A 21490-nucleotide genomic window follows, 5' to 3' on the forward strand; every position below is an offset into this window, starting at 1 on the left:
CCCTGCATCCTCAGACCACCACCCGGTAGTGGGTGGTCAGCAGCCCCGCATCGTCGTAGACGTGGAACGCCACCCCGGGCGGCTGCCGCAGGTCGACCAGCGGCCCGTCACCCTCCCAGGGCAGCCGGAGCGTGGAGACGACGCCGGGCGCGATCCGCAGTGGCCGACCGGCGAAGGTGCTCGCGGCGGCGGTGTGGAAGTGCCCGGTGAGTACCGCGACGACCTGCGGATGAGCGGTCAGCAGTTTGGCCAGCGGCTCGGCGGGGAGCAGTCGGATCGAATCGATGACGGGGTGATGAAGCTCCACCGGCGGGTGATGGAAGGAGACGAAGACCGGTGCCCCGGCGGGCACCGAGGCGAGCTGGTCGGCGAGCCAGTCCATGGTCTCCGCGTCGAGGTGCCCGTCGTCCTCGCCCGGAACCGACGAGTCGGCGAGCAGGAAGACCGCGCCGGCGACGTCGTGCCGGGTGTTGATCGGGCCGTCGCCGCCGACCTCGTCGCCGAGCAGACCCCTGCGGTACGCGTCGCGGACGTCGTGGTTGCCGGGACAGAGCATGACAGGCAGCGGGGACGCGAAGAGCTTCGCGGCGGTCCGGTACTCGGCCACCTCGCCGTGGTCGGCGATGTCCCCGCTGATCAGGATCGCGTCAACCGGTCGCGGCAGGGCGTGCAGGTAGTCCATCACCCGGGCGGTCCGTTCAGCCGACCGGGGATGGCTGTCGAGGTGCGTGTCACTGAGATGCGCGATGACGAGCAAGACGTCCCCTAATGGTTGTTCGTACCCTGAGCCGCCGAACCCGGGCCGACTCCTCGGCATGCCACCTGATCCGGTGCCGGTCGATGGGGCCCCGGATCACCTTCGTTGAGAACCCACACCGCCGACGCCGCGCCGCTCGTGCCGCGCGGCCTGCCGTGGCGTCGGCGGTCGGGGCTGTTCGTCGGGAACCCCGACCAGGTCGGCGAAGCGCGGGTCGGCGGCGAGCAACGGGCGCGCCCCGAACAGTGCCATCGCCGTCAGCAGCTCGTCGGTGCCGCGTTCGCTCCACGCCGGCCGTCGCTGCGGGTCCAGGTCGGCGTGCGCGCGCCGGGCCCGGCGCAGCAGCCGGCGGGCGGCGGCCCCGATCTCGGGCACCTCGCACAGCCACCATCCGCCGAGCAGGGTCACCCCGCAGCCCAGCAGCAGACCGACCACGGAGGCGGGGCCGCCGGCGTCGCGGGACTGCACCGCGCTCTCCACCAGGCGCAGGATTCCGACGGCGGCGACGGCGAACAGCGGCACCGCGCCGAGAGCGATGCGCCGGCGCTGCCACCTGGTCAGCAGCCACCCGTCGCGCAGCAGGCCGGCGACCAGCCGGCGTAGCGCCCGGTTGACCCCGGGGTCGGCGAGGACGGCCGCCCAGGTCTGCGGCCGCCGCACCGCAGCGTGCACCGCCCGGACCAGGGGCGCCGCCCGGGCCGGAGGCGGGGCGACGGCGACCATGGTGGCCAGTTCCGCCGGCTGGACGGCGTCCGCGCGGCGCAGCGAGGCCGCGGCGACCTGGCAGGCCAGCGCCGCCCGGTCGGTCAGGTACGCCAGCTCGATCAGCCCCGGCTCGCCGCCCCGGGTGCGCCGGCCGGTCAACCGGCGCACCACCAGCGCAACGGCGAGCGCGGCGACGACCGCCACCGCGTAGTCCAACAGAAAGCGCGGACCATCGACACCCCAGAGCACGTGATCAAGTATGCGGGTGGAGCCGTTGGCGGGGTGTCCCGCCTTCCCACAAGCAGTCCACCGGGCCGGGGCGGGAAACCGGCCGGGCGCGCCTCACCGCCGATCCGACCGAGGGCTGAGAGTCTTTCTCGCATGTCGCGTCCCGAGCTTCCGGTGCCCTCGCGTGGTGCGGCCCGCCCGGCCCTGCGAGGGGCCGGGCCGGGTGACTTCACCGAGGCGTGGCTGCGTAACCGGCGGCTGTCCGAGCACACCCGCGACGCGTACCGGCGGGACGTGGCCGGCTGGTTGGCCTGGTGCGCCGTGCGCGAGCTGGACCCGCTGCGGGCGAACTTCCTCGACGTCAACACCTACGGCCGGGAGTTGGAGAGCGCCCCGGCGGCGCGCACGGGCCGGCCGCTGACCCCGGCCACGGTGGCCCGCAAACTGTCGGCCCTGTCCAGCTGGTACGACTTCCTGGTCAAGCTGCGCGCCGTAGAGGCGAACCCGGTCTCCGGTGCCGACCGGCCCCGCGTCGACCGGGACCACTCGGCGACGGTGGGTCTCACCCCCGAGGAGGTGGACGCGCTGCTGGCCGCCGCGGAGGCCGAGGCCGGGCCGACCGCGGCGCGTACCCGGGCGGCCGTGGCGCTGCTGGCTGACCTGGGGCTGCGGGTGGGGGAGTTGGTCTCGCTGGACCTGGCCGATCTGGGCGCGGAGCGGGGGCACCGCAGCGTCCGGTTCGTCGGCAAGGGAGGCAAGCCGCGCCGGCGGGCGCTGACCCCGTCGACCACGTACGCGGTCGACGCCTATCTGGCCGAGCGGGCGGCGGAGGCCCGGGTGACGGTGCCCGAGTTGACCGGGCCGCTGCTGGTGACCGCGACCGGTGGCCGGCTGGACCGGCACTCGGTGTTCCGCTTGGTCCGCCGGTTGGCCCGGACGGCCGGCATCCCGGCGTGGGCGAAGCTGTCCCCCCACTCGCTGCGGCACGCGTTCGCCACCACCGCCCGCGCCGAGGGGGTGCCGCTGGAGGACGTGCAGGACGCCATGGGACACGCCGACCCGCGCACCACCCGCCGCTACGACCGGGACCGGCACAACCTCGACCGCGACCCGGCGTACGTGATCTGGGCGGCGCGGGCCCGGCGCCGGGGCTGAAACCCGCTGCGGAGTGGCTTTCGCTCCGCGACGGTGCCCTGCCAGCATGCCCGCCGTCTGACCTCAAGCTGGTGGTTCCCCCGCGTGCTCGGCGCTCAGCCCTCGCCGGGGCGGCCCAGCGCCGCATCGAGGTCGGCGAGGTGGCCGGCCACGGGGCCGAGGGTGAGCACCCCGCTGCCCGCGCCAGCCAGCTCACCGGCGGCGGGCAGCAACTCGGCGTGGACGCGTCGCATGGTGGCCCGGTCGCCCAGGGCCAGCGCCGCGCGGCCGGCGAGGCAGAGCCGGGCCTCCCACAGCAGGTCGTGGGGCGAGTCGGGCAGGGCCCGCAGCGCGGTGGCAGCTTCGTCGCGGTGGCCGGCGGACAGCAGGAGCAGGGGGCGCACCCAGGGCTCGTACGGGCCCCAGTCCCAGTCGTCCCACCCGTCCGACAGGTCCGCGACGCCCGTGCCGGGGTGCCGCGCCAGGCGCAGCGACAGCAGAGCCAGGGGAAGCATGCCCCGCTCCATGCCGGGCATGCCGCTGCCGGCGAGGCGAGCGTGCGCGACCCGGTACGCGGCCTCCGCGTCGGCCAGCCGCCCGGCTATTGCCAGGCGCAGGGCGGCGTACCAGCGGGTGAAGACGCCGACCAGCGGCAGGTCGTACCAGTCGGCGAGGTGTTCGGCGGCGCGGGCGTCGACGTCGGCGGCGTCGAGGTCGGCGAGCGCGCAGTGGGCCTGCAGCAGGACGAGGTGGCCGAGGACCTCGAAGGTCACCAGGTCGTGCCGGGCGGCTACGTCGACCAACTCGGCGCCGATGCGGGCCCGCTGCGGGGCCCGCCCGGGCCGGTCGAAGGCGTGCATGAAGCGGGCGTTGAGGGCGAACGCCAGCAGGGCCGGGTTGTCCGCCGCCCGGGCGATCGCCTCCGCTTCGCCGGACGCCCGACGGCCCCGGTCCGTGGTGGTGCCGCGTAGTTCCAGGGCGAGGGTGCTCAGCAGCCGGCTGCGCTGCGTGTCGCCGCCGCCGGGGGCGGCCAGCGCCCGTTCGGCGGCCCCGACGATGCGGCGGGACAGCGGCTCGTCGTCGTTGCGGGTCCAGACGGCGGGCACCTCGAACGCGGTCAGCACGGCCACGGTCAGGTCGGGGTCGTCGATCCGCCGCGCCGTGTCGATCGCCTCGGCCCGGTGCCGGCGGGCCTGCTCCAGGTGGCCGGTCACGGCAAGGGCGCGGCCCAGCCCGAGCAGCACGGCGAGCCGCTCCCGGGTGTCCCCGTGGCCGGCCCGGTCGTGGGCGGCGACGGCCTGCTGCCACAGGCGGGCCGCCTCGTGCGGGTGGCAGCGGCGTTCGGCCTGTTCCGCCGCGGTGCGGGCGTACCGGGCGGCACGGCCGGCGGCGGCGGGTCCAGGGGCGAGGGCGAGGTGGTGGGCGAGCGTGGCGGCGTCGTGCGGGCGCAGCCGTTCGACCGCGTCGCCTGCGGCGGCGTGCCAGCGGGCCCGGCGCAGCGCCGACAGGTCGCTGTACAGGGTGTCGCGCACCAGGATGTGGGTGAACCGTAGCCGCCGGTGCGGGCCGTGCTCGGTGAGGAAGCCTGCCTGCACGGCGCGGTCCAGGGCGTCGAGGGTGACCACGTCGTCGCCGGTGAGCGCGGTCAGCACGTCCGGGTCGATCTCGCGGCCGAGCACCGCCGCCCGCCGCAGCACGGACTGCGCCGGGTCGGGGAGCTGCGCCAGGCGGTGCCGGATGACGTCGCGCACCCCGGTCGGGACGGTGTCCAGCGCGGCGTCGCCCTCCTCGGCGAGCAGCCGGGCCAGTTCCCGGACGAAGAACGGGTTGCCGCCGGTGCGCCGGTGGATCAGCCGCGCGGTGGCGGCGTCGAGGTCCCGCCGCGCGACGGCGCGGGCGAGTTCACCGGTCGCCGGCTCGGGCAGGCCACCCAGGTAGACCCGCAGCGGTTCGAGGCGGGCACAGCGGGCCAGCGCCGCGGTCAGCTCGGGGCTGATCTCGGTGGCGCGGAACGTGCCGACGACCAGCACCGGGCCAACGACCGGCTGCGCAGGGGTGAGCAGCGCGGTCAGCAGGTCCAGGGTGTCGCCGTCGGCGCGGTGCAGGTCGTCGAGGACCAGCAGCACCGGGCCCCGGCGGGCCGCCGCCGTGACCAGCGCCGTTACGGCGCGGTGCAGGCGGAACCGGGCCACGGCGGGGTCCTCCGCCCCGCCGGCCGTGTCCCCACCACCGACCGCACCGGCCAGCTTGCCGCCGTCGGCCGCACCGGCGATGTCCCCACCCGCGCCGGCCACCGTCCGGCTGTCGGGTGCGCCGAAGGTGTCCCAGTCGTCCGGCTCGGGAGCGATGTCGGGCGAGGCCGCCGCCAGGCCGTCCGGGCTGGCCCGGGTCAGCGCGTCGGTGATCTGCGTCCACGGCCAGGCCACCGGGGCCCCGTCGTACTCGGGGCTGCGGCCCCACGCCACCGTCCAGCCATCCCCGGTCAGCCGCCGGGTCAGGGCACCCACCAGCGCCGTCTTGCCCGCACCCGGGTCACCGGAGACCAGGGCCATCGCCGGCCGGCCCCGCCGGGCGACGTCCCCGGCCGCAGCCAGCAGCCGGGCCTGCTCCTCGCCGCGCCCGACGAACGACGTGCCCGCCTCCGGCGGCGGGGCGGGGCGCACGACGACGGGCGCGCGCGGGAGGTCCGAGATGCCGGCCAGGCTCAGGTGCGGGGCCTGGGCGAGCACGTCGGCCTCCATCTGCCGCAGGCCGGGGCCGGGGTCGACGCCGAGTTCGGCCGCCAGTGTCGCCCGGGCGCGGCGCAGTGCGGCGAGGGCGTCGCCCTGGCGGCCCGCCCGGTACAGGGCCAGCGCGAACAGCCGCCAGGCGTCCTCGCGTAGCGGGTGGCCGTCGGCGTGAGCCCGCAGGTCGGTGGCGGCCTCAGCGGCCCGGCCGAGCGCCAGCAGCGCCTCGGCCCGCCGCTGCACGGCCAGCAGCTGCAGCTCGTCCAGCCGGTCGATCTCCGCCCGGGCCCACCCGTCGGTAGCGTGTTCGGCGTACGCGGGGCCGCGCCACAGGGCCAGCGCGTCCCGCAGGCACGCAAAAGCCCGGTTGGCCTGACCGGCCGCCAGCAGCCGCCCCGCCTCGTCGACCACCGCCTCGAACCGCCACGCGTCGACCGCGTCCGGCTCGGGGTGCAGCGCGTAGCCGGGCGCCGCGGTCACCAGCAGCCGGGCCGGCTGGCGGGGCGGCCGGTCGGGCTCCAGAGCGCGGCGCAGGTCCGCGACGAACGTGCGGATCGCCGCCACCGGGGCGTGCGGGGGTGTCGCCCAAAGGTCGTCGGCGAGCCGGTCGACCGGCACGACCCGACCCCGGGCGACCAGCAGCCGGGCCAGCACCGCGCGGTGGCGGGGGCCCCTGAGCGCGACCGGACCGAGGTGGTTGCCGGCGACCACCGGGCCGAGCACCCCGAAGGTCACCGCCGGTGCCGTGGTCCGCCCGTTCATCATCCCCACTGTAGGCAGGCCACCGGCCGTGACGTCGGCCGGTTCGGCGTGCTCATCCGATGCTGATCGGCCGCTGATCGGCACCGGGCAGGCTCGGTAACGCACACCACCGGTGCCGGGCACGGCCCGCGTACCGGTTCCCCGTCACCCGTACTGGAAGGCTCACCCGTGGAACCAAGGATCAGTGGATTCGACTACCAGCGCGTCACCGTCGCCGACGGCGTGGCCCTGCACACGGCCGTCGGCGGTTCCGGCAGCCCGGTCGTGCTGCTGCACGGCTTCCCTCAGACTCACCTGATGTGGCGGCACGTCGCTGCGGACCTCGCCGCCGACCACACGGTCATCTGCCCGGACCTGCGCGGCTACGGCGACAGCGACAAGCCCGCCGATGTCGACGGCGCCCGCTACGCCAAGCGGACCATGGCCGCCGACGTGGTGGCCCTGGCCCGGGCGCTCGGCCACGAGCGGTTCGCCCTGGCCGGACACGACCGGGGCGCCCTGGTCGCGGTCCGCGCGGGCCTGGACCACCCCCGCGCGGTCACCCACCTGGCCGTGCTGGACGTGCTGCCGACCCTGGACATGTGGGACGTGCTGCACGGCGTCGACGCCGCCGTCGCGTTCCACCTGTATCTGATGGCGCAGCCGCCGGGCCTGCCGGAGCGGCTGATCGGCGCCGCGCCGGACGCGTTCTTCGGTCACTTCCTCGACGCCTGGGGCGGCGACCCGCAGGCCCAGCCGGCCGACGTGCGGGCCGCGTACCTGCGGGCGTCCCGGGAGGCGGTCACCTCGATCGTCGCCGACTACCGGGCGTCGGCCGGCGTCGACGTCACCGACGACGCGGCCGACCGGGCGGCCGGCAACCGGCTGGCCATGCCGGTTGCCGTGCTCCAGCAGGACTGGGGCGCAGCCCTCGGCTACGACGCGGCCGGCCTGTGGGGGGCGTGGGCGGCCGACCTGGAGCACCGCACCGTGACATCTGGGCACTTCATGGCCGAGGAGGCGCCCGCCGAGGTGGTCGCGGCGCTGCGGGCGCTGCTGGCCCGCTAGCGTTCAGCAGAGCAGGTCGAGGTGCTGGTGGGCGTCGCCGGAGATGTCCTCGTGGCGCAGCCGCCGCCGGGCCCACAGCCGGGCGGCCACCTCGGCCTGCTCGTCGCCCCACGCGGCGTGCTCGACGAGCAGGGCGCAGGCCAGCGCCGCCGCGAGGCGCAACGCCAGCCCGCGCGACCCGGCGACCACGTCGGCGGCCCCCGGGTCGGCGGTGACGTCGGCGAGGGCGCCGGTCAGCTCGCCGGTGACCGCGGCGAGGGTGTCGGCCAGGGCGGGGGAGAGCGGCCGGGCCAGGTCCACGGCGGCGGCCAGCCGACGCAGCAGGGGCACGCCGGCGTCCTCCCGGGTGACGGCGCGCAGCACGTCCAGGGCGAGCACGTTGGTGGTGCCCTCCCAGATCGGCAGGACCTGCGCGTCGCGCAGCAGCCGGGGCACGCCGGTGTCCTCGACGTACCCGGCGCCGCCGAAGCACTCCACGTACTCGCTGGCGGAGCCGACGGCGAGCCGGCCGGTGGCGAGTTTGGCCAGCGGGGCGACCACCCGCAGCTCGGCGGCGGCGTCCGGGTCGGCGCCCACCTCCACCCGGCCGAGCAGCGCGAACGCGTGCCCGGCCAGCGCGAACGCGGCGGCGGCGTCGACGGCGAGGGCACCGAGGGTGGCCCGGTGCAGCGGGTTGTCGGCCAGCCGCCCGCCCGCCGCGGTGCGGGCGTCGGCGTACGCGCGGGCGTAGGCCAGGCCGCGGCGCATCCCGCCGGCCGCGGCGCAGGCGTTGTGCACCCGGGTCACCACCACCAGGGTCATCGCCCGGACCAGGCCGGGCACGGCCGGGTCGCCCAGGGGCAGCGCGTACGCGTCGCGCAGCCCGATCTCGGCCGTCGGCAGCGCCCGGGTGCCCAGCTTGTCCTTGAGTCGGTGCACGGTCACCCCGGGCGCCGGCGCGTCGGCGGCGGCGGTGGCGCCGGCCAGCGGCGAGTCGGCGGCGTAGCGGGGCACCAGGAACGGGGCGAGGACCCGGCTGCCCCGGCCGGCGCCCTCGGGCCGGGCGAGCGCCACCGCGATCGGCGCGTCGACGGCGGAGCAGAACCACTTCTCCCCGGTAAGCCGCCACGACCCGTCGGCGGCGGGCCGCCCGGTGGTGGTGGAGCGGGACAGGTCGGAGCCGCCCTGCGACTCGGTCATCCACTGCCCGCTGACGATCGCCGTGTCCGGGTCGGTGGAAGTCAGCCGGGGCAGCCACGCGTCGCGGACGCCCGCGTCGACCTCGGGGAGGCTGAGCAGCGCCGCAGCGCCGTCGGCCATCGCCACCGGGCAGGAGAAGGTGGCCGACTCCGGCCCGTACAGGTGCAGCAGGGCGTGCTGGACGACGCGGGTGGCCGCGCCCCACGTGCCGCGCGCCGACTCCAGGTAGGGCAGGGCGGCCACGGCGTGCCGGGCGGCGGCGGCGCGTTGGGCCTGCCAGCCGGCGGAGGTGTCGACGCGGTCGACGCGGCCGCCCCACGGGTCGTAGCGGACCAGGGTCGGCGGGTGGGCCTCGGCGTCGGCGTGCGCGGCGCGCAGCGGCCCGGTCACGTCGGCGGCCAGGTCGGTCAGCCGGCCCTGCGCGGCGGCGTGTCCGTCCGGGCCGAGCTGCCGTCGCAGCCAGGACCGCAGCAGGCGGTCCCCGGTGTACGGGTCCTCGGGGGTGGGCACCGGCTGCACGTAACGGGTCATCGTCTCGCCTCCGGGGGCGCTCGCGTTCGGGTGTGCGCTGACGTTAGACGATGCGTGCCCCGGAGGCGACCGGGGGCGAGTTGCTGCCCCGGGAGGCGACCGGGGCGAGTTGCTGCGGGCCGGCGGCCGGCCGCCTACGGTCGGAGGTGATGGGCGGTGAGCGGTCGTGGAGCCGGCCGGCCCGGCGGCGCCGGCCGGTGCGCATCGGGCTGCTGGGCGCCGGCGCGGGGCTGGGGTTGTGCCTGGTCGGGGTGGCCGGTCTGGGTGCGTGGAACGTGCAGGTGGTGACCGGGTCCAGCGGCCCGGTGCGGGAGACCGCCGACGGGTTCCTGCGGGAGGTGGCCGCCGGCGACGCCGACCGGGCGTACGGACGGTTGTGCGCCGACGCGCGCAGCCGGTGGAGCGCGGCGGGCTTCGCCGCGTGGCTGCGGACCCCGCCGCAGGTCACCGGGTACGAGATCACCGATGTGGCGGTCGCCACCCTCGGTGGTCGTCCCCGGGGCACGGTGGCGGTGCGGCTGACCCGCGACGGCGGCGGCAGCGAGCAGCGGGAGCTGCCGGTGGTGCGGGAGGCCGACGGCTGGCGGGTGTGCGGGGACCCGTACTGACCCGCCGGAGAGGGGCTGTTACCGGCCGCCGAGGTCCCCGGCGCGGTAGTGCCGCCGGCACAGCACCTGGTAGCGCACCTGCGCGGTGTCCACGGTGTCGCCGATGACGACCTGTTCGCCCTCGCGGACGACCCGACCGCCGACGACGCGGGCGTTGAGCAGCCCCTCCCGGCCGCACCAGCACAGCACTTCCACCTGGATCCGGGCGACGGAGTCGGCCAGCTCGAACAGCCGCCGGGCGGCGGGGAACAGGCAGGACCGGAAGTCGGTGGCCAGGCCGAAGGCGTACACGTCGACGTCGTAGTTGTCGACCAGCTCGGCCATCTGCTCGATGTGTTCGAGGTCGTAGAACGACGCCTCGTCGCAGATGAGGTAGTCCACCCGGACGCCCTCGGCCCAGGCGTCGCGGACCAGGTCCCGCAGGTCGAGACCGTCGGTGACCTCGATCGCGGAGTGGGCCAGGCCGATGCGGGTGGTGACCTGCGGGCCCAGCGACCGGTCGATGCGGGTGGTGACCAGGCCACGGCGGCCCTGCCGGGCGTGGTTGTAGTTCATCTGCAGCGCCATCGTGGACTTGCCGCAGTCCATCGGCCCCCAGAAGAACTTCAGCGCGGCGGCGTGCAGCGGCCGGCCGTTGACGCCCCGGGCTGCGGCGCAGCCCGCGCGGATGTCGTCCGGGCCGGGCAGGGGCCGGGCCAGGCAGATCGGGGCGGCGGCGTCGTCGGTCACGTCGGGGCAGCCTAGCCCATCGACGACGGACGATCGGCCCGGTGTGTGGGCCCCCGGGCCCGGGGGCCCACACACCGGGCCGGCGCCCTACAGCACCCGCGGCGGGGTGTTGCCGGCGGCGACGATGGCGCGGCGGATCGGCACGGCGGCCAGCAGCGCGAACCCGACCACGAAGAAGATCAGCAGGGAGACCAGGCCCACCCGGTAGGAGGAGGTCAGCTGGAACACCAGCCCGAACGCGAGGGGCCCGAGCCAACTGGTGCCCTTGTCGCTGATCTCGTAGAAGCCGTAGTACTCGCCCTCCTTGCCGGCGGGGATGAGCTGGCTGAACAGCGACCGGCTCAGCGCCTGGCTGCCGCCGAGGACCAGGCCGATCGCCCCGCCGAGGATCATGAACGGCAGTGGGGCCTTCTCGGGCAGCCGGAACGCGGCGATGATCACACCGGTCCACAGCACGAGGCTGAGCAGCACCGTCTTCCACGCCCCGATCCGCCGGGCGAGGGCGCCGAGGCCGAGGGCGCCGCCGAAGGCGAGGAACTGCACCAGCAGGATCGTCACGATCAGGGTGCCCTGCTCCAGGTGCAGCTCCTCGGTGCCGTACTGGCTGGCCAGGGTGATCACGGTCTGGATGCCGTCGTTGTAGACCAGGAACGCCAGCAGGAAGTACAGGGTCAGCGGGTACGCCCTGATCTCCCGCAGGGTGCGGCCCAGCTGCCGGAACCCGTCACTGAGCACGTTGCCGCCGCCGCGCAGCGCCGCGGCGGTGGGGTGTTCACGCAGCCAGCGCAGCGGCACCAGGGTGAACACCGCCCACCACACACCGGCGGACACGATCGACCAGCGGGCCAGGTCCAGGGTGCGCTGCGGGTTGCCGTCCTCGCTGAACATCGTGACGGCGACCAGGTTCAGCGCCAGGAGCACCCCGCCGCCGAGGTAGCCGATGGCCCAGCCCCGGCTGGAGATGCCGTCGCGTTCGTCGGGGCCACCGAGCTGCGGCAGGAACGAGTTGTAGACGACCACGGCGGCGCCGAAGGAGATGTTCGCGACGAGGAACAGCGCCCCGCCGAGCAGGTACCGCTCGCCGGTGACGAGGGCCATCGCGACGGTCGCCCCGGCGCCGGTGAACGCCGCCGCGCCGAGCAGCCGCTTCTTGTGCGCCGACCGGTCGGCGACCGCGCCGATCACGGGCAGCACGAACACCGTCAGCAACACCGACAGGGAGATCAGGTACGGGTAGTACGAGCCGGCGGCGACCCGGATGCCCAGCGGGTACACGTAGCCGTCGCAGCTGTCCGCGCCGAGCTCGCAGCCGGCGGCCAGCTCGGTGACGGTGGTCAGGAACGGGCCGAGGAACACGGTGATGACGGTGGTCTGGAAGGCCGAGTTGGCCCAGTCGTAGAGGTACCAGCCGCGCCGCTCGCGGGCGGTGCTCGCCGGCGGTGGGGGGTTGTCCACCGTCGGGGTGACGGTCTCGGCCATGGGGATCTTCCTCCGCCGGTTCTCAGGCGGCCCAGTGGCCGCGGCTGCGGTAGACGTCGCGCAGCACGCCGACGTGATCGGTCATGATGCCATCCACCCCAAGATCAAGTAACTCGTGCATCTCGGCAGGTTCATCGATCGTCCAGACGTGCACATGCAGTCCGAGCCGGTGGGCGTAGGCGATCAACCGGCGGTCCACGACCGGGATCCGGCCGTAGCGGGGCGGGACCTGGGCGGCGACCACCGACGGGGGCAGCCGCAGCGGCCGGCCGTGCAGGGACGCCACCCGCAACCGGGCCACCCCGCGCATGCCGAGGCCGGTGGCGATCCGCCCGCGGGTCAACGCCCGCAGCCGGGCCAGCCGGGCGTCGCTGAACGAGGCCAGCAGCACCCGGTCGCCGGCGCCGGCCCGCCCGAGCGCCGCGACGGTGGCCTCGACGCCCCCGTCGGCCTTGACGTCGATGTTGAACCTCACGTCCGGCCAGGCACCGAGGACGTCGTCGAGGCGGGGAACCACGGCGGCGCCGCCGACGCGCACCGAGGCCAGGTCGGCCCAGCGCAGGTCGGCGATGCGCCCCGGCTCGCCGGTGACCCGGCGCAGGGTGGCGTCGTGGAAGACCACGGCGACCCCGTCGGCGGTGCCGTGCACGTCGGTCTCGACGTACCGGTAGCCCAGGTCGACGGCTCGGGCGAACGCGGCGGCGGTGTTCTCGTCGCCGTCGGCCGCGCCGCCGCGGTGGGCGAACGCCAGTGGCGCGGGCGCGTCGAGGTAGCCGGAGCGGGGCTGCACGGTGGGCAGTATGCCCGGCCGCGGTGGCCGGCGGGGGCGTTGCCGGCGACCCGGGGGTGCCACTAAGTTGGACGTCGTGACTGCCGGGTCGGCCATGGGCCGCGAGCGGACAGGGCACCCGGCCGGGACGTGAGGGCCGGGCGGGCCCGCAGCCCGCCGTGCGTGAGTGACGCCCATCGGCTTCCGCCCCGCGTGGGCGGCCCATCTTCCACCCACGTCACCCTGTGCAGCGCCCTCGCCGGGCGCGCTTCCTCCTGTCGCCCGCCCTGCGCGGCGACCACCCGGTCTGGAGAACGGACACCGCATGCCCAACGACTTCAATCAGCAGATCATCGACGAGTTCCGCGCCAACAGCGGTCGGGTCGGGGGGTGGTTCGAGGGTGCCCAGCTGCTGCTGTTGACCACCGTCGGGGCGCGCACCGGCACCCCGCACACCACCCCGGTGGGGCGGGTGACCGGCGAGGACGGCCGGGTCCTGGTCATCGCCTCGGCCGGGGGAGCGCCCCGGGACCCGCAGTGGTTCCGCAACCTGACGGCCGATCCGCTGGTCACCGTCGAGGAAGGGACGTCGACCTGGCGGGCCCGGGCGGTCGTGCTGGCCGGCGACGAGCGGGGCCGCGCCTTCGCCCGCGCGGCGCAGGCCGACCAGGGCTGGGCCGACTACCAGGCCCGGGCGGGCCGGGTGATCCCGGTGGTGGCGTTGGAGCCGGTCGCCTGACCTGCCGGACCCGGTCGCGTCGGGCGCTGACGCGACCGGGTCCGGGCCGAAGGTCGACGCGACCGGGTCACGGCCGAGGGCCGCGCCGGTGGGAGCGGCTGGTGTCGCTGGGGCGGCCCGGGTCGACGTGCCGGGGCCGGTCGGGTTCGTCGGGGCGCAGCGGGACCAGGCCGTCGGTGATCGCGTCGATGATCCGGTCGGTGGCCCGGGTGGCCGCGCCCGGGGCCGCCGGGTCGATGCCGGTCAGGTCCACGGGCGCCCCGAAGTGCACCCTGAGCACCGGCCGGCGGCGCACCGCCCGGGCGACGGCGCGCAGCATGCCCCTCGGGGCGCGGTAGGGCACCACCTCGTGGGAGCCCCACTGCGCGACGGGCACCACGGGGGCGCCGCAGGCGAAGGCGAGCCGGGCGGTCCCGGTCTTGCCGCGTTCCGGCCACAGGCCGGGGTCCAGGCCGATGCGGCCCTCCGGGTAGACCAGGATCACCGACCCGTCGGCCACGGCCCTGGCCGCGTCGTCAAGGGCCTGGCGCACGGCGGTGGTGCCCCGGTCCACGCGCAGGTGCCCGGCGTGGCGCATGGCGGCGCCGACGACCGGGGCGCGGAACAGGCCGCCGGTGGCCATGATCCGGGGGGCGACGCCGCGGGTGCGGCAGGCGGCGGCGAGGACCACCGGGTCGAACGGGCTGAGGTGGTTGGCGGCCAGGATCAGGGGGCCGTGGCGCAGCCGGTCGGGCACGTCGCCGGTGACCTCGAGGCGGGCCAGGGCGCCGACGAGGGCGCGGGCGAACAGTTGGGCGCCACGCCAGAGCAGGGGCGGCCGCCAGGGGCCGGTCGGGGTGTCCATCAGCGATCGATGGTCGCACGTCGCCGCCACGGCCGTGGGCCCGCCGCCCGGCCGCGGTGGGCCGGGCGGCAGTGGTGATCAAGGTCGTTGGTCCCGGACCGGCTCGGGACCTCCGCCCCTGCCGCCTTCCCTACGACGCGCAGTAGTATCTACTACGTCTCGTAGTATGAAAGGCTGGGGGTTATCAGGTGGACGCGTTGGACGTCGCCCGCTGGCAGTTCGGTGTCACCACCGTCTACCACTTCCTGTTCGTGCCGCTGACCATCGGCCTGTCCGTGCTCGTCGCCATCCTGCAGACCCTGTGGCACCGCACCGGCAACGAGCGCTATCTCAAACTCACCAAGTTCTACGGCAAGCTCTTCCTGATCAACTTCGCGATGGGCGTGGTCACCGGCATCGTGCAGGAATTCCAGTTCGGCATGAACTGGAGCGACTACTCCCGCTTCGTCGGCGACATCTTCGGCGCACCCCTGGCCATCGAGGCCCTCGTCGCCTTCTTCCTCGAATCCACCTTCATCGGCCTGTGGATCTTCGGCTGGGACCGGCTGACAAAACGCCTGCACCTGGCCACCATCTGGGCCGCCGCCATCGGCACCAACCTCAGCGCCTACTTCATCCTCGCCGCGAACTCGTTCATGCAGAACCCCGTCGGCTACCGCCTCAACCCCGAGACCGGCCGGGCCGAGCTGACCGACTTCCTCGCCGTGCTCACCAACAAGGTCGCCCTGGTCACCTTCCCGCACACCCTCGCCGGCGCCTTCCTCGTCGCCGGGTCCCTCGTCGTCGCCGTCGGCCTGTACCACGTCATCCGCAACCGCGACAGCGCCGACTCCAGCGCCTACCGCTTCGCCACGAAGTTCGGCTCCTGGGTCGTCCTCGTCTCCTCGGCGCTCGTACTCATCACCGGCGACATCCAGGGCAAGATCATGACCCAGGTGCAGCCGATGAAGATGGCCGCCGCCGAGGGCCTCTACACCACCGAGAGCCCCGCCTCGTTCTCCGTGCTCACCATCGGCAGCCTCGACGGCAGCCGCGAGGTCTTCGCCCTCAAGATCCCCTACCTGCTGTCCTACCTCGGCACCGGCGACCCCAACGGCACCGTCCACGGCATCGACGACCTGCAGGCCCAGTACGCCAGCCAGTACGGCGCCGGCAGCTACACCCCGATCATCCCCGTCACCTACTGGAGCTTCCGCTTCATGATCGCCTTCGGCCTCGCCGCCGCCGCGATCGCCCTGCTCGTCCTCTGGACCCACCGCAAGGGCCGCACCCCCACCAGCAAGTGGCTCCTGCGCGCCGGCCTGATCATGCCGCTGCTGCCCCTCGCCGCGAACTCCTTCGGCTGGATCTTCACCGAAATGGGCCGCCAACCCTGGATCGTCTTCGGCGAGATGCTCACCCGAGACGGCGTGTCCCGCACCGTCTCCCTCACCGAGGTCCTCACCTCCTTCACCGCCTTCACCCTCATCTACGCCATCCTCGCCGTCATCGAGGTCAAACTCCTGCTCCGCTACGCCAAGTCCGGCGTACCCGACCTCACCGACCTCACCGACCCCACCGACGACAGCGACGACGCCGAGCGCCCGCTCGCCTTCGCCTACTGACCCGGAGCCCACCGTGGAACTGACGACCGTCTGGTTTCTCCTCGTAGCCGTGCTGTTCACCGGCTACTTCATCCTCGAAGGCTTCGACTTCGGCGTCGGCATGCTGCTACCCGTGCTCGGCCGCGACGACCGGGAACGCCGCGTCCTGATCAACACCATCGGCCCCGTCTGGGACGGCAACGAGGTCTGGCTCATCACCGCCGGCGGCGCCATGTTCGCCGCCTTCCCCGAGTGGTACGCCACCCTGTTCTCCGGCTTCTACCTGCCGCTGCTGCTCATCCTGCTCGCCCTGATCATCCGCGGCGTCGCCTTCGAGTACCGCCACAAGCGTCCCGAGGCGTCCTGGAAGCGTCGCTGGGACACAGCGATCTTCGTCGGCTCGCTGGTGCCGGCGGTGCTGTGGGGCGTGGCGTTCGCCAACATCCTGCGCGGCGTGCCGCTGGACGCCGAACACGAGTACGTCGGCGGCCTGATCGACCTGCTGAACCCGTACTCCCTGCTCGGCGGCGCGACCACCGCGGCGCTGTTCCTCACCCACGGCGCCGTGTTCATCGCGCTGAAGACCGTCGGTGACGTCCGCGAGCGCGCCGGCGCGCTCGCGGTGCGCCTGGGCGTGGTCACCGCCGTGCTCGCGGTCGCGTTCCTGAGCTGGACGCTGACCATCCGTTCCAGCACGGCGGCCGTCGTGTTCGCCGTCGGCGCGGCGCTGGCCCTGCTCGGCGGCCTCGCCGCCGCCCGGGTACGCCGTGAGGGCTGGGCGTTCGCCGGCACCGCCGTGGCGATCGCGCTGGCCGTGGCGACGCTCTTCGCCGCGCTGTTCCCGAACGTGATGCCCTCCACCCTCGACGCGGCCGGGACGCTGACGGCCACCAACGCCGCCTCCACCCCCTACACCCTGAAGATCATGACCTGGGTGGCGGTGGTGTTCACCCCGATCGTGCTGGCCTACCAGGGCTGGACCTACTGGGTGTTCCGCAAGCGCATCGGCGTCGCCCACATCCCGCACCACTGACGACCCCGACACCACAACAGGGGCCGGCGCGGCAACCCGCGTCGGCCCCGCAACACACCCCGACCCGAAAACCCAGGCAGGCACACCACACCCACCGCTACCGTCACCCGGTGCCCACCATCGACGTCCGAGAACTCACCCCCGACGACCTCCCCGCAGCCTGGACCCTCGGCCGCCACGCCTTCGGATCCGCCCCCACCCCACCGCCCCACGCCACCACCACCCCACCCGGCCTCACCCGCTACGGCGCCTTCGACCCCACCGGCCAACTCCTCGGCAAAGCCGTCGACCTGCACCACGACCAGTGGTGGAACGGCCGCCCCGTGACCGCCGCCGACGTAGCCGGCGTCGCCGTCACCCCCGCAGCCCGCGGCCGAGGCGTCGCCCGCGCCCTGCTCACCGGCCTCCTGCGCGGCGCCCATGACCGCGGCGCCGCCGTCAGCGCACTGTTCCCCACCACCTCCGCCCCCTACCGCGCCTGCGGCTGGGAGGTCGCCGGCGCCCTGCGCACCCTCGACCTGCCCACCGCCGCGCTGCCCCGACACCCACCCGCACCCCACCTCACCGTCCGCGACGGCGGCCCCGCCGACCTGCCCGCCGTCACCGACCTGTACGAAACCGTCACCCGCCACCGCCGTGGCCTACTCACCCGCCGCGGCCCCCTGCACGACCACCCCACCGACACCCTGCCCACCGACGGCCTCACGCTCGTCGAACACGACGGCCACCTCGTCGGCTACGCCACCTGGGACCGCGGCCGAGGCTACGGCCCCGACGCCGTCCTCACCGTCGACAACGCCCTCGCCACCACCGCCGACGCCGCCCGCGAACTCATCCGCACCCTCGCCACCTGGGCCAGCGTCACCCCCACCCTGCGACTCAGCGTCCTCGACGGCGACGCCCTCACCGCCCACCTGCCCCTCGAAGCCTTCCGTGAACACCACCGCGACACCTGGATGCACCGACCCGTCGACATCACCCGCGCCGTCACCCAACGCGGCTGGCCCACCCACGCCCACGGCACCGTCACCTTCACCCTCCACGACCAGCTCGCCGACTGGAACACCGGCACCTGGCGCCTCGACGTCGCCGCCGGCGCCGCCGAACTGCACCGCACCACCACCGACACCCCCCTGCACCTGACCGTCCGAGGCTTCGCCCAGCTCTACACCGGCACCACCGACGCCGAAACCCTCCGACACGCCGGCCAACTGCACACCACCGCCTCAGCCGACCCCCGCCCCCTCGACCTGCTCGCCGCCGGCGGCCCCGCCCACCTGCACGACTACTTCTGAACCCCGACACGCCCCCGCCCCCCGCCGCACACGGCGACGAGGGGCGGGGGACAGGCACACCGGACGCGATCAGCCCGCCTCGCGCAACTCCGCCAGCCGGGCCTCGATCTCCGCCAACTCCGCGCGCAGCCTCTCCGCCTGCTGCTCCGCCTCGGCCCGCTCGGCGCCCATGATCTGCTCCACCGCCTCGTGGACCCCCGGCACGTCCACCAACGCCACCATCCGCAGCGCCTCCGCCGGCTTCACCACGTACGGCTTCGCGAGGGACTTGCTGCCCTGCTGCGCCGCCACCGTCCACTCACCGTCGGCGTACGCCAGCGTGACCGTCAGCCCCGACGGGCCCTTCGCCTTCACCGCCTTGACCGGCCGCCGCGCGGGCGCCGGCGTCGGCTTCGCGTCCGGCGTCTCCACCTTCGTCTCCACCTTCGGCGCCGGCTCCCGCGACCGGTCCAACACGAACTCCGGCTCCGCCGGCTTTGCCTGCACCTGCGGCTCCGGCTGCGGCTCTGCCACCTTGCGCCCGGCGCCCCGCGGCGCCACCGCCACGTCGGCGGGGGAGAAGGGCAACTCGTCGCGACCGAAACGGACCACCACGAACTCGTCCGAGACCGCCGGGTCGGTCAACTCCACCACCTGACCGACCTGGCCGGCGATCTGACCCGCCGAGGCGGTGAACACCACCTTCGGCTTGCGCCCCGCCGCCAGCGCCTCCCGGATGTTCTGCACCTCGTCAGTGGACAAACCCTGGCCAGCGACATCCATCAGCAACCTCTTCCCTCGTACACCTGTTCAGACGCCTGCCTTGATACCAGCTCGGCCCGACAACCGGAAGATCAACCCCCCAGTGCCCGCAATGCCGCGTCCGCGTGCTCGCTCATGTTCAGCTCACTGTGGACCACTTCGAGCACCCGTCGATCGGCGCCGATCACGAAGGTCATCCGCCGGGTGCTCAGCGCGCCCAACGGCAGCCGCCGCCGCACCCCGAACAGATCCGCCACCGCCCCGTCGGCATCCGACAGCAACGGATAGTCGAACCCGTGCTGCCGGGAGAACTCCGCCTGCTTCGCCACCGGGTCCCGGCTGATCCCCACCCGCTGCGCGCCCAACGCCGCGAACTCCGCCGCCAGATCCCGGAAGTGGCAGCTCTCCGCCGTGCACCCCCGGGTCATCGCCGCCGGATAGAAGAACAACACCACCGGCCCGGCGGCCAGGAACTCCGACAACCGCCGCGGCGTACCCGTCTCGTCGGGCAACTCGAAGTCCCCGACCACATCCCCGACACCCACACCAGCCACTTTTGCGCCTCCGCCGTCGACCAACAGTGCGCCGAAGCGTATGCGACCCACCCCACGCTCTCACTATCGATAATGATAATGTCTCGGCCGTGGACACCCCGCCTCGCCAATGGTCCGACCTGGCCCTGCACCCGGTACGGATCCGGATCCTGCGCGCAGTCGCCGGCACCCACCACACCACCCGCGACCTCGCCACCGCCCTACCCGACATCCCCCAGGCCACCCTCTACCGACACCTGACCACCCTCGTACGGGCCGGCCTGATCAAAATCGCCGACGAACGCCGGGTCGGCGGCGCCACCGAACGAATCTACGCACTGCCCAGCGGGGGAGTCACACCCGACGCCACCACCCTCGCCACCGCCACCCACGAGGACCACGCCCGCTGGTTCACCGCCTTCGCGTCGAGCCTGCTGTCGGAATTCACCCGCTACCTCAACCGCGAACACATCGACTACACCGCCGACGGCGTCGGCTACCAACAACTCGTACTACACCTCAGCGACGCCGAACTCGCCCGATTCGCCCAGGACCTCAACGCACTACTACTCCCACTCGTCGCACACGAACCAACCGCCGACCGGACTCCCCGGCTGCTCGCCACCGTCCTACTGCCAGCCGACCCACCCGACACCGGCCCCACCCACAAACCGGACACCACGAAAGGACACACCTGATGGCCACCACCACCCTCACACCCGGCCACCTCCACATCCGCTTCACCGCCGGCGAACGGATGTGGACCAGACAACAGCAACTGACCGTGCCGCTGACCGCCGTACGGGACGCCACCGCCGTCGCCGAGCCGCTGCGCCTGGCCCGCGGCGCCCGCAGCGGCCTCACCATCTCCGGCTTCGTCAAAATCGGCGTCTGGGGTGTTCTCGGTGGCCCCCGACAACTCGTATCCGCCCGCGCCGGCCAACCCGGCCTGCACCTCACCCTCGACCGCACCGCCACCGGCTACGACGAGATCCTGCTGTCCGACCCCACCACACCCACCGTCGTCGACGCCATCCGCCACACCACCCGAAACCCACCGTGACCGGCGAACGCCTCCCCAGCGAGGTGCCCCACCCGGCCACACACATCGCGCCCAGCAGCCACCGCAGGAGAACACACCAATGACACCGGTCACCATCATCACCGGCGGCAGCCGCGGCATCGGCGCCGCCACCGCCCGCCGCCTCGCCCACGCCGGACACCACGTCGCCTTCAGCTACCGCCGCGACCACACCGCCGCCACCGCCGTGCTCGCCGACATCGAAGCCACCGGAGTACGCGGCCTCGCCGTGCCCGCCGACACCCGCGACCCCGACCACGTCACGGCCCTCTTCGACGCCGCCGCCGACCTCGGCCCGATCACCGGCCTGGTCAACAACGCCGGCGTCACCAGCCCCATCGGCGCCTTCGTCGACCTCGACCCCACCGACCTACGCAACGTCGTCGACGTCAACCTCATCGGCTACGTCCTCTGCGCCCAGCAGGCCGCACGCCGCATGGGCACCGACGCCGCCATCGTCAACGTCTCCTCAGCCGCGGCCACCCTCGGCAGCCCGGGGGAGTACATCCACTACGCCGCCGTCAAGGCCGCCACCGACGCCCTCACCATCGGCCTCGCCAAGGAACTCGCCCCCCGCGGCATCCGCGTCAACGCCGTCGCCCCCGGCATCATCCGCACCGACATCCACGCCCTCTCCGGCCAACCCGACCGACCCGACCAGGCCGCCACCCGCATCCCGCTGGGCCGCGCCGGCCACCCCGACGAGGTTGCCAGCGCCATCGCCTGGCTGCTCGGCCCCGACGCCACCTACACCACCGGCACCGTCCTGCGCGTCGCCGGCGGCCTCTGACGCAGGGAAACACCGGAATGCCGTCCCGCGTGGCGAAACAGGTCACCAGACCGATCAGGAATCGAGAAGCACCCGCCCCCACGCCTCACCTAGCGTGACTGCCATGCACATCACCATGAACCGACCGCACAGCCGTACGGGGGCCGTGACCGTGCCGTCCGCGATCCCGCCGGCAACATGATCCGCGTCCAGGAGCT

The 21490-nt window shown here is 74.3% G+C and carries 20 protein-coding genes; 10 read left to right on the forward strand and 10 right to left on the reverse strand.

Going from position 1 to position 21490, the window contains the following annotated elements; all coding sequences use genetic code 11:
- Positions 1 to 10: 10 nt before the first annotated feature.
- Together GVV04_RS00005 and GVV04_RS00010 are read right to left on the reverse strand one after the other, a co-directional pair.
- The gene (locus tag GVV04_RS00005; protein WP_161683650.1) at positions 11 to 757 is read right to left on the reverse strand and encodes a metallophosphoesterase; all 747 of its coding nucleotides are present in this window, start codon (positions 755 to 757) and stop codon (positions 11 to 13) included.
- A 96-nt stretch (positions 758 to 853) separates the two neighbouring features.
- Positions 854 to 1711: a TIGR04222 domain-containing membrane protein gene (locus GVV04_RS00010; RefSeq protein ID WP_161683651.1), complete on the reverse strand. Its 858-nt coding sequence runs from the start codon at positions 1709 to 1711 to the stop codon at positions 854 to 856.
- Positions 1712 to 1843: 132 nt separating this feature from the next.
- On the opposite strand from GVV04_RS00010, the gene GVV04_RS00015 reads away from it, so the two are divergent.
- Complete coding sequence (locus GVV04_RS00015) at positions 1844 to 2845, forward strand: tyrosine-type recombinase/integrase (protein ID WP_161683652.1); 1002 nt, start codon at positions 1844 to 1846, stop codon at positions 2843 to 2845.
- Between the two features lie 95 nt (positions 2846 to 2940).
- Here the strand turns inward: GVV04_RS00015 and GVV04_RS00020 are convergent, their stop codons facing one another.
- Complete coding sequence (locus GVV04_RS00020) at positions 2941 to 6312, reverse strand: AfsR/SARP family transcriptional regulator (protein ID WP_161683653.1); 3372 nt, start codon at positions 6310 to 6312, stop codon at positions 2941 to 2943.
- 168 nt (positions 6313 to 6480) lie between these two features.
- On the opposite strand from GVV04_RS00020, the gene GVV04_RS00025 reads away from it, so the two are divergent.
- Positions 6481 to 7359, forward strand: a complete 879-nt coding sequence (locus GVV04_RS00025) for an alpha/beta fold hydrolase (RefSeq protein WP_161683654.1) — start codon at positions 6481 to 6483, stop codon at positions 7357 to 7359.
- Positions 7360 to 7362: 3 nt separating this feature from the next.
- On the opposite strand, the gene GVV04_RS00030 is transcribed toward GVV04_RS00025, so the two are convergent.
- Positions 7363 to 9069 (reverse strand): acyl-CoA dehydrogenase family protein, encoded by a 1707-nt coding sequence (locus GVV04_RS00030; RefSeq protein ID WP_161683655.1) that lies wholly within the window; start codon positions 9067 to 9069, stop codon positions 7363 to 7365.
- Between the two features lie 149 nt (positions 9070 to 9218).
- Here GVV04_RS00030 and GVV04_RS00035 point away from each other — a divergent pair, with 149 nt between their 5' ends.
- Complete coding sequence (locus tag GVV04_RS00035) at positions 9219 to 9677, forward strand: Rv0361 family membrane protein (protein ID WP_161684540.1); 459 nt, start codon at positions 9219 to 9221, stop codon at positions 9675 to 9677.
- 18 nt (positions 9678 to 9695) lie between these two features.
- On the opposite strand, the gene GVV04_RS00040 is transcribed toward GVV04_RS00035, so the two are convergent.
- The 3 genes from GVV04_RS00040 to GVV04_RS00050 form a co-directional block, all read right to left on the reverse strand.
- Positions 9696 to 10406: a thymidine kinase gene (locus GVV04_RS00040; RefSeq protein WP_161683656.1), complete on the reverse strand. Its 711-nt coding sequence runs from the start codon at positions 10404 to 10406 to the stop codon at positions 9696 to 9698.
- 87 nt (positions 10407 to 10493) lie between these two features.
- Entirely contained in the window at positions 10494 to 11885 is a 1392-nt protein-coding gene (locus GVV04_RS00045; protein WP_161683657.1) for an MFS transporter, read from the reverse strand.
- Between the two features lie 22 nt (positions 11886 to 11907).
- Positions 11908 to 12675 (reverse strand): glycerophosphodiester phosphodiesterase, encoded by a 768-nt coding sequence (locus GVV04_RS00050; protein WP_328822130.1) that lies wholly within the window; start codon positions 12673 to 12675, stop codon positions 11908 to 11910.
- Between the two features lie 304 nt (positions 12676 to 12979).
- Between GVV04_RS00050 and GVV04_RS00055 the strand changes: the two genes are divergently transcribed.
- A complete protein-coding gene (locus GVV04_RS00055; protein ID WP_161683659.1) occupies positions 12980 to 13393 on the forward strand; it encodes a nitroreductase/quinone reductase family protein in 414 nt (137 codons plus the stop codon).
- A 67-nt stretch (positions 13394 to 13460) separates the two neighbouring features.
- Here GVV04_RS00055 and GVV04_RS00060 read toward each other — a convergent pair whose 3' ends face one another.
- On the reverse strand, positions 13461 to 14237 hold the full coding sequence (locus GVV04_RS00060; RefSeq protein WP_161683660.1) for a lysophospholipid acyltransferase family protein: 777 nt from the start codon (positions 14235 to 14237) through the stop codon (positions 13461 to 13463).
- 188 nt (positions 14238 to 14425) lie between these two features.
- Here GVV04_RS00060 and GVV04_RS00065 point away from each other — a divergent pair, with 188 nt between their 5' ends.
- The 3 genes from GVV04_RS00065 to GVV04_RS00075 all read left to right on the forward strand — a co-directional run bounded on the left by GVV04_RS00065 (position 14426) and on the right by GVV04_RS00075 (position 18148).
- Positions 14426 to 15841 (forward strand): cytochrome ubiquinol oxidase subunit I, encoded by a 1416-nt coding sequence (locus GVV04_RS00065; protein WP_161683661.1) that lies wholly within the window; start codon positions 14426 to 14428, stop codon positions 15839 to 15841.
- Between the two features lie 13 nt (positions 15842 to 15854).
- Positions 15855 to 16853, forward strand: a complete 999-nt coding sequence (cydB, locus tag GVV04_RS00070; protein ID WP_161683662.1) for a cytochrome d ubiquinol oxidase subunit II — start codon at positions 15855 to 15857, stop codon at positions 16851 to 16853.
- A gap of 119 nt (positions 16854 to 16972) precedes the next feature.
- Positions 16973 to 18148: a GNAT family N-acetyltransferase gene (locus GVV04_RS00075; protein WP_161684542.1), complete on the forward strand. Its 1176-nt coding sequence runs from the start codon at positions 16973 to 16975 to the stop codon at positions 18146 to 18148.
- A gap of 69 nt (positions 18149 to 18217) precedes the next feature.
- Here the strand turns inward: GVV04_RS00075 and GVV04_RS00080 are convergent, their stop codons facing one another.
- Together GVV04_RS00080 and GVV04_RS00085 are read right to left on the reverse strand one after the other, a co-directional pair.
- Positions 18218 to 18910, reverse strand: coding sequence for a hypothetical protein (locus tag GVV04_RS00080; RefSeq protein ID WP_161683663.1), 693 nt, complete (start codon positions 18908 to 18910; stop codon positions 18218 to 18220).
- Positions 18911 to 18981: 71 nt separating this feature from the next.
- A complete protein-coding gene (locus GVV04_RS00085) occupies positions 18982 to 19443 on the reverse strand; it encodes a peroxiredoxin (RefSeq protein WP_407938738.1) in 462 nt (153 codons plus the stop codon).
- Positions 19444 to 19532: 89 nt separating this feature from the next.
- Between GVV04_RS00085 and GVV04_RS00090 the strand changes: the two genes are divergently transcribed.
- The 3 genes from GVV04_RS00090 (at position 19533) to GVV04_RS00100 (ending at position 21293) form a co-directional block, all read left to right on the forward strand.
- Positions 19533 to 20120 carry a helix-turn-helix domain-containing protein gene (locus GVV04_RS00090; RefSeq protein WP_161683664.1) on the forward strand — a complete coding sequence of 196 codons (588 nt, stop codon included), beginning with the start codon at positions 19533 to 19535 and terminating at the stop codon, positions 20118 to 20120.
- The gene (locus GVV04_RS00095) at positions 20120 to 20485 is read left to right on the forward strand and encodes a hypothetical protein (RefSeq protein WP_161683665.1); all 366 of its coding nucleotides are present in this window, start codon (positions 20120 to 20122) and stop codon (positions 20483 to 20485) included. The genes GVV04_RS00090 and GVV04_RS00095 overlap by 1 nt, the downstream gene beginning before the upstream one ends.
- Positions 20486 to 20564: 79 nt before the next feature.
- Positions 20565 to 21293, forward strand: a complete 729-nt coding sequence (locus GVV04_RS00100) for an SDR family oxidoreductase (RefSeq protein WP_161683666.1) — start codon at positions 20565 to 20567, stop codon at positions 21291 to 21293.
- Positions 21294 to 21490: the final 197 nt, after the last annotated feature.

This window comes from Micromonospora rubida, assembly GCF_009908295.1.
GTDB lineage: Bacteria > Actinomycetota > Actinomycetes > Mycobacteriales > Micromonosporaceae > Micromonospora > Micromonospora rubida.